This window comes from Nonomuraea sp. NPDC003560 (genome assembly GCF_042878785.1).
Classification (GTDB): domain Bacteria; phylum Actinomycetota; class Actinomycetes; order Streptosporangiales; family Streptosporangiaceae; genus Nonomuraea.
This window is the reverse complement of record NZ_JBIAOF010000008.1, coordinates 139,775-151,251: the sequence shown is the minus strand read 5'-3', so window position 1 is coordinate 151,251 and position 11,477 is coordinate 139,775. Positions and strand designations below refer to the sequence as shown.

Annotated in this window: 11 protein-coding genes; 7 read left to right on the top strand and 4 right to left on the bottom strand. The window is 74.6% G+C overall.

Annotated features, from left to right (window positions below):
• Positions 1-187: 187 nt before the first annotated feature.
• Positions 188-1,279 carry a sensor histidine kinase gene (locus tag ACFYUV_RS29510; RefSeq protein WP_387673562.1) on the bottom strand — a complete coding sequence of 364 codons (1,092 nt, stop codon included), beginning with the start codon at positions 1,277-1,279 and terminating at the stop codon, positions 188-190.
• A complete protein-coding gene (locus ACFYUV_RS29505) occupies positions 1,276-1,938 on the bottom strand; it encodes a response regulator transcription factor (protein ID WP_387673559.1) in 663 nt (220 codons plus the stop codon). Before ACFYUV_RS29505 ends, ACFYUV_RS29510 begins: the two co-directional genes overlap by 4 nt.
• 172 nt (positions 1,939-2,110) lie before the next feature.
• Here ACFYUV_RS29505 and ACFYUV_RS29500 point away from each other — a divergent pair, with 172 nt between their 5' ends.
• From ACFYUV_RS29500 to ACFYUV_RS29485, 4 genes are all read left to right on the top strand, one after another.
• The gene (locus tag ACFYUV_RS29500) at positions 2,111-3,646 is read left to right on the top strand and encodes a hypothetical protein (RefSeq protein WP_387673556.1); all 1,536 of its coding nucleotides are present in this window, start codon (positions 2,111-2,113) and stop codon (positions 3,644-3,646) included.
• Between the two features lie 213 nt (positions 3,647-3,859).
• Entirely contained in the window at positions 3,860-4,423 is a 564-nt protein-coding gene (locus tag ACFYUV_RS29495) for an MFS transporter (RefSeq protein WP_387673553.1), read from the top strand.
• Positions 4,424-4,578: 155 nt separating this feature from the next.
• Entirely contained in the window at positions 4,579-5,127 is a 549-nt protein-coding gene (locus ACFYUV_RS29490; RefSeq protein ID WP_387673550.1) for a copper chaperone PCu(A)C, read from the top strand.
• Positions 5,127-6,332, top strand: a complete 1,206-nt coding sequence (locus tag ACFYUV_RS29485) for a Dyp-type peroxidase (RefSeq protein WP_387673547.1) — start codon at positions 5,127-5,129, stop codon at positions 6,330-6,332. Before ACFYUV_RS29490 ends, ACFYUV_RS29485 begins: the two co-directional genes overlap by 1 nt.
• 44 nt (positions 6,333-6,376) lie before the next feature.
• Here the strand turns inward: ACFYUV_RS29485 and cobF are convergent, their stop codons facing one another.
• Entirely contained in the window at positions 6,377-7,135 is a 759-nt protein-coding gene (cobF, locus tag ACFYUV_RS29480) for a precorrin-6A synthase (deacetylating) (RefSeq protein ID WP_387673544.1), read from the bottom strand.
• 150 nt (positions 7,136-7,285) lie between these two features.
• On the opposite strand from cobF, the gene cbiE reads away from it, so the two are divergent.
• The 3 genes from cbiE to ACFYUV_RS29465 are packed head-to-tail and all read left to right on the top strand — an operon-like array spanning position 7,286 to position 10,006.
• Positions 7,286-8,494: a precorrin-6y C5,15-methyltransferase (decarboxylating) subunit CbiE gene (gene cbiE / locus ACFYUV_RS29475; protein ID WP_387673541.1), complete on the top strand. Its 1,209-nt coding sequence runs from the start codon at positions 7,286-7,288 to the stop codon at positions 8,492-8,494.
• 16 nt (positions 8,495-8,510) lie between these two features.
• On the top strand, positions 8,511-9,266 hold the full coding sequence (gene cobM, locus ACFYUV_RS29470; protein WP_387673538.1) for a precorrin-4 C(11)-methyltransferase: 756 nt from the start codon (positions 8,511-8,513) through the stop codon (positions 9,264-9,266).
• Complete coding sequence (locus ACFYUV_RS29465) at positions 9,251-10,006, top strand: cobalt-precorrin-6A reductase (RefSeq protein WP_387673535.1); 756 nt, start codon at positions 9,251-9,253, stop codon at positions 10,004-10,006. Before cobM ends, ACFYUV_RS29465 begins: the two co-directional genes overlap by 16 nt.
• On the opposite strand, the gene ACFYUV_RS29460 is transcribed toward ACFYUV_RS29465, so the two are convergent.
• Positions 9,997-11,475: a precorrin-2 C(20)-methyltransferase gene (locus ACFYUV_RS29460; protein ID WP_358295399.1), complete on the bottom strand. Its 1,479-nt coding sequence runs from the start codon at positions 11,473-11,475 to the stop codon at positions 9,997-9,999. The two genes, ACFYUV_RS29465 and ACFYUV_RS29460, sit on opposite strands and share 10 nt — an antisense overlap.
• Positions 11,476-11,477 lie beyond the last annotated feature (2 nt).

The window sequence follows — 11,477 nt, the reverse complement described above, 5'->3', positions numbered from 1 at the left end:
ACCCCATCCCTGAAGTTCCCCCCGCTTTCGACCAGCGGCTGCCGGCGTCGCAGGGGCCTCCACTCCAGTCGACGGCCCGCAGGACGGAGACTTTCCCCCATGCCCGGTTGCTCAACCACGTCAGGGTGCACCGGCTGCATCATGACCCGGACGCCTCGTCCAGCACCGGGGCCGGCGGCACCGGGTGTCAGGGTTGCGATGTCTGTGCGAACCGTACGATGACCGACAAGCCGCCTTCGGGGCGTGCGTCGGCGGTGAGGGTGGCGCGGTGAGCTCGCGTGACGGCGTCGACGATGGCGAGGCCGAGGCCGTGGCCGTCGCCGCGGCCGTGACGGTCGGGCGCCAGTCTCTGGAAGGGCCGGCAGAGGCGCTGGAGATCGTCGGCGGGGACGACCGGCCCGCTGTTGGTGACCGTGAGGGCCACCTGCGTGCCGGAGGTCCGGGTGGTGACCTCCACGTGCCCGTCCGGGTGGTTGTGGCGGAGGGCGTTGTCGACGAGGTTGGCGACGAGGCTCTCGATCAGTCTCGGGTCCCCGGCCGTCACCGCGGGCGTCAGGTGTCCGGCGAGGTCGATGCCGCGTTCCGCGGCCTGTCGGCGGCGGGAGGCGAGCACTGTCCCGACGACGTGGGCGAGGTCGAGGGTGTCCCAGCGGGTGACGCCGCGCTCGCTGGTGGCCAGGGTGAGCAGGGCCTGGACGAGCCGCTCCTGGTCTCCGCTCAGAGCCAGGGCCTCCTCGCAGGCCGCGCGCAGGCTGCCGGTGTCGGCGTCGGGGTCGGCGACGGCGACTTCGAGCAGGGTGCGCAGGCCGGCCAGCGGGGTGCGCAGCTCGTGGGAGGCGTTGGCGACGAAGTGGCGTTGGCTGTCGAAGGAGGCCTGCAGGCGGGCGAACAGGTCGTCGAGGGTGCGGCCGAGCTCGGTCAGCTCGTCCGTGGGCTCGCCGAGGTCGAGGCGCCGGTGGAGGCTTCCGGTGGACATGGTTCTGGCGGTGGCGGTGATGGCGCGCAGCGGGCGCAGGAACCGGTCGGAGACGAGCCGGCCGAGGGCCAGGGCGACGGGAATCAGCAGGACGAGGGCGACGGCGGATCCCGTGAGGAGTTGGGGGAGGCCGATCCCGGACTGGGTGGTCACCTTCGCCGCGGGCCGGCCCACGGGGGTGGCCGCGTCGACGCCGGCGAGCGGGACCGCGACGAGGACGAGCACGAGCACCCCGGCGGCGTAGAAGCCCGCCGCGTAGGCGAGCGCGAGCCGCGTCTGCAGGGATCTTCCGGCGAGCGTCATGACGGTCCGATGCGGTAGCCGCCTTCGCGGACGGTCTCGATCACGGGCGGGTCGCCAAGTTTGGCCCGTAACCGGTGCATGGTGTGCTTGACGGCGCTGCTGAAGGGGTCGGCGGCCTCGTCCCAGGCGCGTTCGAGCAGTTCCTCGGCGGAGATGACCAGGCCGGGCACGGCGAGCAGGCATTCGAGCAGGGCGAACTCCCTGGGGCTCAGCTCAAGGCGCCGCCCGGCCCGGAACGCGGTACGGCGGGCCGGATCGAGGGTGATGTCCCCGCACGCCAGGGTCGGCGGGAGCGGCGGGGTGGCGCGCCGGCCCAGGGCGCGGACGCGGGCGACCAGTTCGGCGAACGCGAACGGCTTGGGCAGGTAGTCGTCGGCGCCGAGGCTCAGCCCGTCGACGCGGTCCTCGATCGTGCCGGAGGCGGTGAGCATCAGGACGCGGGTCGCGCAGCGGCTGCCGGCGAGTCGCAGGCAGATCTCGTCGCCGTGGACGCCGGGCAGGTCGCGGTCGAGGATCACCACGTCGTACCGGGTGGCGGCCAGACGGTCGAGGGCGGCGGTGCCGTCCAGGACGACGTCGACGGCCATGCCCTCGCGGCGCAGCCCGGTTCCGACGGAGCGGGCGAGGACCTCGAAGTCCTCGACGACGAGCACCCTCACCGCCCCGCACCGCCGCTGGCCGTGCGGGGAGGGCGGACGTGGCGGCCGAACCGGCCGCCGGGACGAGAAGCCATGGGCCAACGATGCCAGATCCCCGGTCGCAGCCGGGTCGCAGCGGCCGCGACCCGGCTGGGACCGGGTTCCGCGTACAACCGTCGCCATGAATTCATCCATGCCTCACCGATCCGGCCGGTCGTCCGGGCGGGACGGTTTCCTCCGGATGCTGCGCACGGAGTGGGCCGGGTTCCGTTCCGCGCGGGGCCGGGTGCTCGCCGTGGCGGCCTCCGTGCTGGTGACCGTGTCGATCGGACTGCTGGTCGCCGGAGGCGTCCGCACCACCTGCGTGACGGGGAAGGGCGAGGGCCCCTGTCCCGCGCCCCTGGTGGGCCCCGACGGCACGGCGGTGAAGGACAAGTACTACTTCGTGCACCAGCCGCTCAAGGGGAACGGCAGCATCACCGCCCGCGTGTCGGACATGACCGGGCAGATCCGGCTGCCGGACGCCGTACCGGGCGTGCGCAACGTCAAGGAGGGGGTGGTGCCGTGGGCGAAGGCCGGCCTCCTGGTCAGGCCGAGCCTCAGGCAGGGCACGCCGTACGCCGCCGTCATGCTCACCGGAGATCATGGGGTGCGGATGCAGCACAACTACGTCCATGACGTGGCCGGCGGCCCGCACAACGGTCCGCAGTGGCTACGGCTGACCCGGTCCGGCGACACCGTCACCGGCCAGGAGTCGGACGACGGCAGGGCGTGGACCGAGGTGGGCACGGCCAGGTTGGCCGGGTTGCCGGAGACGGTCGAGATCGGGCTGTTCGCCACGTCCCCAGGCGCCGTGTGGGACATGGCGAGAGCCTTCGCCAACGCCACCGCCACCTTCGACCAGATCAAGCTGCAGGGGGCGGACGGTCCGTGGCGCCGCGACGACGTCGGCGTCTCCATGGAGTCGGACGGGAAGACGCCGCACCATCCGGGCGGGGTCGTCGAGTCCGGCGGGAAGCTCATCGTGACCGGGGGAGGCGACATCGGGCCCGCCACGGTGGAGGGGGGCCTGCGCGCCGACCTCATGCTGATCGGCGGAGCCCTGGGACTGATCCCCATGTTCGTGGCGGCGGCCACGTTCCTCACCGCCGGCCACCGGCGCGAACCGGCCGGAACCGGCCCGGCGGTCGGGGCGCGTCCGGCGTGGCTGCTGGCGGCCAGGGCCGGGGTGGTCGGCGTGGTCGGGTTCGCGGCGGGGCTGGTGGCCTCGGGGCTCGTGATCCCTGCCGGGCTGGCGATGATGCGCGCCCATGGGAACCCGATCCAGCCGATCACCCTGGGCACCGGACTGCGGATGATCGTCGGCCACGCGGCGCTGACCGCGGCCGCCGCCGTGCTGGCTCTGGGCCTGGCCGCGCTGGTCAGGCGGGCCGTCGTCGCCGTCGGGCTGGCGATCGTGCTGGTCGTCGTGCCGTACCTGCTGGCGACCGCGGGGCTGGCGCCATGGCTGCTGATGATCACCCCTGCCGCCGGGTTCGCGATCACGCAGAGCATCCCGGCGTTCGCGCATGTGGACGTGGACCCGTCACTGCTGGGGGGCTACTACCCGCTCCCACCATGGGCGGGTTTGACCGTGACCTGTGGATATGCCGTCGTCGCCTTGGGGGTGGCGATCGCCCTACACCGCAGAGAAGTGCCATTTGGCGGCAAGCTCCCGCTCGCCCGCTGAGCCCGTGCCCGCCGTCGGCCGGCCCGACGCCGCCCGCGGGCTTCAGGCTGTAGACGGCCCCTCCCGGGGCCGGGACACGCCACCTGGGCGGCCGACCGGCGATCGTTCCGACGGGCGAAGGCGGTGCCGGGTGCGTGAGCAGGCGGCGTGCCGGAGGTCAGGCACGATGGCGGATGCCAGGGCGAGGGGGTGCGATGGGATGATGGGCCCGTTATGACCGCCTCCTTGCCGTTCCGTCTCGCCCGTGCCGCGGTGTTCGCCGTGGTCTGCGTGGCGCTGGGCGTGCTGGCGCACCTGTTCGGCGGGGGATCGGTCACGGGGCCGGTGGTGGCCGGTGGGCTGCTGCTGGCGTTCGGGGGCGGGGTCGTGGCCTCGGCGCGTGAGCGCACGCTGGCGGTGATCCTGCCGTTGCTGGCCGGCATGCAGGTGGTGCTGCATGTGCTGTTCTCCCTCAGCCATGCCGCGGACGCCTACGCCGCGCTCGTCCACGGCCATTCGGGACTGGTGCCCGGCGTCGGCATGCTCGTCACGCACGCCGGTGCCACCGGGCTGATCGCCCTGTGGCTGGCCCGCGGCGAGGCCGCTCTGTGGGGGCTGCTGCACCGCCTGGCCGTGCGGCTGTGCCGGGTCCTCCTGGCGCTCTTCCCGCGTCCGCCGCACGAGCCGGTCGTCGTGGTGACGGCGCCCGAGCCGGGCCGGCTGCGCTCGGCGGTGCTGGCACACGCCGCGCCCACGCGCGGTCCGCCGCTCACGCAGGTGATCGCTTTCTCCGGCTGACCCTCATGGCGAGGCTGGAGCACGTCGTCATGCCCGGCTCCGTCCGGGTTCGCGTGGCCGCCGACCTCGCGGCCGCGTCGAGCGCCCCTGCCTGATCCGCCTCCGGCGCGGTGGAAACGCCACCGCGCGCCGAGGCCTGCCTGGAAAGGCCCACCATGCACTCTCTCCGTTCGCGTTCTCCGCTTCTTCCCGCCGCGGCGCTGGCCGTGGCCGTGCTCGTGTCCGGCTGCGGTGGCCAGAGCACGACCGCGTCGACCGCGTCGGCGTCACCGGCGGCCGCCACCGCCGCCGCCACCCCTTCGCCCGCCCTGGCCATCACCGACCCCTGGATCAAGACCGGCGGCAAGGGGATGACGGCCGCCTTCGGCACCCTGGTCAACAACACCGACGCGGAGCTGACGGTCGTCTCCGGCGCCTCGCCGCTGTCTCCGACGGTCGAGCTGCACGAAGTGGTGGACTCCGGGGGCAAGATGGTGATGCGCCCCAAGAAGGGCGGGTTCGTGATACCTGCCCGCGGTTCTCACCAGCTGGCGCCCGGCGGCGATCACATCATGCTGATGGGGGTCACCGGGAAGGTGGAGCCCGGAGCCGAGGTGCCCTTCACCCTGACTCTCGCCGACGGTTCCACCCTCCAGTTCACCGCGATCGGCAAGGACTTCGCCGGCGGCAAGGAGAACTACCAGCCGGGCGAGGGCAAGCACTGATGGACGCCCACACCGGCAGCAGGTCCCGCCTGACCCGGCGGGGCCTGCTGGCCTCGACCGCGGCCGCCGCGGCCGGCGCGCTCGCGGCACAGGCCGCTTCGGCGGGCCCGGCCCAGGCTGCTTCGCCGGGCTCGGCGGTGGAGCCCTTCCACGGCCCGCACCAGGCGGGGATCGCCACCGTCCCGCAGGCCCACGCCGTCTTCGTCGGCCTGGACCTGCGCGCGGGCGTCGGCCGCGAGGCGGTGGCCCGGATGATGCGGCTGCTGACCGACGACGCCCGCCGCCTGAGCGCGGGCGGTCCCGCCCTGGCCGACACCGAACCGGAGCTGGCGGTGCTGCCCGCCCGGCTGACCGTCACCTTCGGGTTCGGGCCCGGTCTGTTCGACGCGGTGGGCCTGGCGGACGCGCGCCCGTCCTCGCTGAAGGCGCTGCCCCGCTTCTCCGTCGACAAGCTGCAGAACCAGTGGAACGGCGGCGACGTGCTGGTGCAGATCTGCGCCGACGACCCGCTGACCGTGGCCCACGCCCTCCGCATGATCATCAAGGACGCCCGCGCGTTCACCCGCGTCCGATGGGTCCAGCGCGGGTTCCGGCGGGCCGCCGGGGTGCAGGCGTCCGGGCTGACCCAGCACAACATCATGGGACAGCTCGACGGGACGGCCAACGCCGTCCCCGGGAGCCCTGTCTTCGACCGGGTGGTGTGGGCCGGCGCGGACGCGCCCGCCTGGCTGCGCGGCGGCACCACGCTGGTGCTGCGGCGGATCCGGGTCGAACTGGAGACCTGGGACGCCGCCGACCGGGTCGCCAAGGAGTTCACGATCGGACGCCGCCTGGACACCGGCGCCCCGCTGACCGGGACCGCCGAGCACGACCCGCCCGACTTCGCCGAGCTCACGCCCGTGGGGTTCCCGGTCATCTCCGAGTACGCCCACATCAGGCGCGCGCACAGCGCCGACCCGGCCAAGGGGATCTTCCGTCGCCCCTACAACTACGACGAAGGGCTCACCGCGGCCGGACACTCCGACAGCGGCCTGCTCTTCGCCTCCTACCAGGCCGACGTCGGCGCGCAGTTCCTGCCGATGCAACGCCGGCTGGCCGAGGCCGACCTGCTCAACGAGTGGACCACGCCGATCGGATCGGCGGTGTTCGCCATCCCGCCGGGCTGCCCGCCCGGCGGCTGGATCGGGCAGGGGCTGCTGGCATGACGCGAGGGGGCCCGCCGACCTGGCGGCGCGACCACGGCGTCAGGTCAGCGGTCCCCCGGTGACAGGCGGCGCAGCAGGTACGTGTCCATGATCCAGCCCTTGCGGTCGCGGGCCTCGGCACGCAGCCGCCGGATGCGGTCACCGGCCTCCGGCACCGGCCCCGACACCAGGATCTCGTCCGGCGTCCCGAGGTAGGCGCCCCAGTAGATGTGGAAGTCGTCGAGACCGGTGAAGGAGCAGTGGGCGTCGAGCATGACCACCACGTCGTCGGCGGTGGGGCCCTGCTCCGCCAGGCGGCGGCCGGTGGTCAGGTGCGTGGGCCGGCCGACCTGGGTCAGGCCGATGCGGTGGCGGGCGGTGAGGGCGGCCACGCTGCTGATGCCGGGGACGACCTCGACGTCGAACGTGACGTTCCCGCGTCGCCGGATCTCGTCGAGGATGGCGAGCGTGCTGTCGTAGACGGCCGGGTCGCCCCACACCAGGAACGCGCCGGTCTCGCCGGCGCCCAGCTCCTCGTGGATGAGCGCTTCGCAGGCGAGCGAGCGGCGCGAGCGCCAGTCCTCGACGGCGGCGGCGTAGGCGGGGGCGGTGCGGTCCCGTTCCGGGTCGCGGGCCTCGGCGATCCGGTACGGCTTGCGACCGTGCTCGGCGATCAGGTCGAGGCGGAGCTGGATCAACTCCTGCTTGGTCTCGCCCTTGTCGACGATGAAGAACACGTCCGTGGCGGCGATGGCCTTGACCGCCTGCAGCGTGAGGTGGTCCGGATCGCCGGCGCCGATCCCGATGACGAGAAGCCGTTTCACCCGCCAAAGTCTGCCAGATAGGCAGATATACGATATCCCTCGCACTTTGCCATCGAGGAGGATCGTGAACCTGGCCGAGCAGGGCGACGCCTTCGCCGCGTCCCGTCAGGAGCGGCTTGCCGAGGAGATCCAGCTGACACGGCGCGACGCGTGATCACGGTCGTCGGGATCGGCGCGGACGGCTGGGACGGGCTGACCCCGGGCTCGCGCCGCGCGGTGGAGGCCGCCGACGTGCTCATGGGCAGCGCGCGGCAGCTCGACCTCGTGCCCGCGACGGCCGCCGAACGCGTGGCATGGCCGTCGCCGCTGCTGCCCGCCCTGCCCGCCCTCATGGACCGGTACGCCGGCCGCGAGGTCTGCGTGCTGGCCAGCGGCGATCCGATGTTCTACGGCATCGGCTCGACGCTGGTCCGGCTGCTGGGCGCGGAGCGCGTAACGGTGCTGCCGCACGTGTCGTCGCTGACGCTGGCCTGCGCCCGGCTGGGCTGGCCGGCCGAGCAGGTGGACGTCGTCAGCCTGGTGGGCCGGCCGCCCGCGGCGCTGGCCGCCGCGCTCCAGCCGGGCCGCCGGGTCGTCGTGCTGGGCGCGGGGCCCGGCTCGCCGTCGGTGGTCGCCGGGCTGCTCGTCCGGCACGGGTACGGACCCAGCCCGATGACGGTGCTGTCGGAGCTGGGCGGCCCAGGGGAGTCCGAACGGCGGGGCACGGCCGAGAGCTGGGCGGAGGGCCAGGAGTCCCCGCTGCACGTGATCGCCGTCGAGTGCGTCCTCGCCCGGGACGCCGAGCCCCTGGCCAGGGTGCCGGGGCTGCCCGACGGCGCGTACGAGCACGACGGGCAGCTCACCAAGCGGGAGGTCCGCGCCGTCAGCCTGTCCCGCCTGGCCCCGACGCCCGGCGAGCTGCTGTGGGACGTGGGCGCGGGGGCGGGCAGCATCGCCGTCGAGTGGATGCGCAGCCACCCGTCGTGCGCCGCCGTGGCGATCGAGAGCCGGGCCGACCGGGCCGCCGCCGTCCGGCGCAACGCCGAGCGGCTCGGCGTGCCGTCGATGCGCGTGGTCGAGGGGAAGGCCCCCGGGGCGCTGGACGGGCTGCCCGAGCCGGACGCGGTGTTCGTCGGCGGCGGCGCGACCGCCCCCGGCCTGCTGGAACGCTGCTGGACGGCTCTGCGCCCCGGCGGCCGGCTGGTGGTGAACGCCGTGACCCTGGAGTCCGAGGCCGTCCTCGCCCACTGGTACGGCAGGCTCGGGGGCGACCTGGTGCGCCTGGGCGTCCAGCGGGCCTCGCCGGTCGGCGGGTTCACCGGCTGGCGGGCGGCGATGCCGGTGACCGTGTGGTCGATCACGAGGAAGGATCAACGATGACGGAGGGGGACCGGCCGTGACCGTGTACTTCGTCGGAGCCGGTCCCGGCGCCGCCGACCTGATCACCTTGCGCGGCCTGCGCCGGCTGGAGGCGTCGCCGGTCTGCCTGTACGCCGGGTCGCTGGTGCCGCGCGAACTGCTCGACGCCTGCCCGCCCGGGGCCAGGCTGGTGAACACGGCGGACCTGACGCTCGACGAGATCGTCGCCGAGCTGGCCGCCGCGCACCGCGACGGTCTCGACGTGACGCGGCTGCACTCGGGCGACCCGTCGGTGTTCAGCGCCGTGGCCGAGCAGATGCGCAGGCTGGACGCCCTCGGCGTGCCGTACGAGGTGGTGCCGGGGGTTCCGGCGTTCGCGGCGGCGGCGGCCGCGCTGGGCCGGGAGCTGACCGTGCCCGGCGTGGGCCAGACGGTCATCCTGACGCGCACCTCCGCCCGCGCCACCCCCATGCCGGACGGCGAGGACCTCGGCACGCTCGGCGCGAGCCGGGCCACGATGGTGCTGCACCTGGCCGTGCAGCGGATCGACGCGGTGGTCGCCGAGCTGCTGCCCTCCTACGGCCCGGACTGCCCGGTGGCCGTGGTCGCGCGGGCGAGCCGGGCCGACGAGGTGATCCTGCGCGGGACGCTGGCCGACATCGCCGGACAGGTCCACGACGCCGGGATCCGGCGGACGGCCGTGATCGTCGTGGGCCGGGTGTTGGCGGCGACGCAGTTCCCCGACAGCCACCTCTACAGCGACGCCAGGGAGCGGGCGTGCGGCGGGTCCTGATCCTCGGCGGCACCGCGGAGGCGCGGGCCCTGGCCGCCGAGCTGGCCGCCGATCCCGGGCTGCACGTGGTGTCCTCGCTGGCGGGGCGGGTGAACAACCCGCGGCTTCCCGTGGGCGAGGTGCGGGAAGGCGGGTTCGGCGGGCCGTCCGGCCTGGCGGCGTGGCTGCTGGAGGAGCGCATCGACGTGCTGGTCGACGCCACGCATCCGTTCGCGGAGCGGATGACCGCCTCGGGGGTCGCGGCCTCGTCGGCGACCGGGGTGCCGCTGCTGGTGCTGCGGCGTCCGGGGTGGCGGGAGGGGCCGGGCGACGCGTGGCTGCGGGTCGGCTCCCTCCAGGAGGCGGCCGGGCTGCTGACCACGGCCCGGTGGGGCGCGGCCGGCCGAGACACCCGGGTCTTCCTCACGACCGGACGCCGGAGCCTGCCGGTGTTCGCGCCGCTGCCCGGCGTGTGGCTGCTGGCCAGGTCGGTGGACCCGCCGGAGGGGCCGGTGCCGGCGAACGTGCGCGTCCTGCTCGACCGCGGGCCGTACACCGTCGAGGGCGAGCGCGCCCTGATCCGGGAGCACCGCCTGGACGTGCTGGTGACCAAGGACAGCGGCGGCGGCATGACCACGGCCAAGCTCGGCGCGGCGCGTGAGCTCGGCCTGCCGGTGATCATGGTGGACCGGCCGCCGCTGCCCGCGGGCGTCCGGGCCACGGACAGCGTGGCGGCGGCGGCAGCCTGGGTTCAGGGGTAGCGGCGCGGGGTGTAGACGACGCCGCCTTCGGTGGCCCGGGTCGTGGACGAGCCGATGATCAGCAGGCAGCGCATGTCCACCTGGCCGGGGTCCAGCTCGCCGAGCGTGGTGACCGTGACGCTCTCCTGCGGGCCGCCGACGTCGCGGCCGATCACCACGGGGGTGTCCGGCGCGCGGTGCTCCAGCAGCAGGTCCCGGGCGGCGGCGACCTGCCACGTACGGCTGCGCGAGGCCGGGTTGTAGATCGCCAGCACCAGGTCCGCCCGCGCGGCGGCGGACAGCCGGTCGGCCACCACCTCCCACGGCTTGAGCAGGTCGGACAGCGACAGCACGCAGTAGTCGTGGCCGAGCGGCGCGCCCGCCCTGGCGGCGACCGCCTGGGCGGCGGTCAGTCCCGGCACGACCCGCACCGGCACGTCCGGGAAGTCGGCGGCGGCTTCGAGCACGGCGCTGGCCATGGCGAACACGCCCGGGTCGCCGGACGACACGACCGCCACGCGGGCCCCGTCGCGGGCCAGCTCCAGGGCGTGCCTGGCGCGCTCGGCCTCCACCCGGTTGTCGGTGCGGTGGCGGCGCTGGCGCGGGTTCGGAGCCACCCGGTCCACGTACGGGCCGTAGCCGACGAGGTCGGTGGCCGCGGCCAGCGCCTCCTGCGCCTCCGGCGTCAGCCACGGCCGCCCGGCCGGTCCCAGACCGACCACGGCCACCTCGCCCCGCCCCTCGTCCGCCGGGCGCTCGGGGACGAAGGTGCGCTCGGCCGGGCTGGCGAGCAGGGCCAGCGAGAAGTACGGGACGCCGTCCGGGTCCACGTCCTTGAGCGGGGCGACCCGCTCGGCGCCCATGGTGGCGCGCTCGACGTACCAGGCGTCGTCGAGGCGGCCCGCCTCGGCCAGCGCGTCGCGCACCTTCCCGAACGTGCGGCCCAGCTTGAGCACGGCGGCCGAGTCGGTGTCGCGCAGCCGCTCGGCCAGCACCTGCGCGGGCAGCGTGCCGGGCAGCACGGTCAGCACCTCGTCCCGCTCGACCAGCGGCCGTCCCAGCACGGCGGCGGCGGCGCTGACCGAGGTCACGCCGGGCACCACCTCGGTCGGGTAGCGGTGGGCGAGCCGCTTGTGCATGTGCATGTAGGAGCCGTAGAACAGCGGGTCGCCCTCGGCCAGCACGACCACGGTGCGGCCCGCGTCCAGGTGGGCGGCCAGGCGTTCGGCGCAGTCGGCGTAGAAGTCGTCGAGCGCTCCCTGGTAGCCGCCGGGGTGGTCGGTGGTCTCCGTGGTCAGCGGGTAGAGCAGCAGCTCCTCGATCTGGCCTTCGCGCATGTACGGCAGCGCGATCGAACGGGCGATGCTGCGGCCGTGCCGGGCGGCGTGGTAGGCGATCACGTCGGCCTCGCCGATCAGCCGGGCCGTCCTGACCGTGACCAGCTCGGGGTCGCCGGGGCCCAGGCCGACTCCGTACAGGCGTCCTGACATGG

What these genes read in the sequence shown, in the direction of transcription:
- ACFYUV_RS29495 (WP_387673553.1), top strand. Translation starts at nt 3,860, where the DNA reads ATGACCGCCTCCTTGCCGTTCCGTCTCGCCCGTGCCGCGGTGTTCGCC.
- ACFYUV_RS29490 (WP_387673550.1), top strand. Translation starts at nt 4,579, where the DNA reads ATGCACTCTCTCCGTTCGCGTTCTCCGCTTCTTCCCGCCGCGGCGCTG.
- ACFYUV_RS29485 (WP_387673547.1), top strand. Translation starts at nt 5,127, where the DNA reads ATGGACGCCCACACCGGCAGCAGGTCCCGCCTGACCCGGCGGGGCCTG.
- ACFYUV_RS29460 (WP_358295399.1), bottom strand. Translation starts at nt 11,475, where the DNA reads ATGTCAGGACGCCTGTACGGAGTCGGCCTGGGCCCCGGCGACCCCGAG.
- ACFYUV_RS29500 (WP_387673556.1), top strand. Translation starts at nt 2,111, where the DNA reads ATGCCTCACCGATCCGGCCGGTCGTCCGGGCGGGACGGTTTCCTCCGG.
- ACFYUV_RS29510 (WP_387673562.1), bottom strand. Translation starts at nt 1,279, where the DNA reads ATGACGCTCGCCGGAAGATCCCTGCAGACGCGGCTCGCGCTCGCCTAC.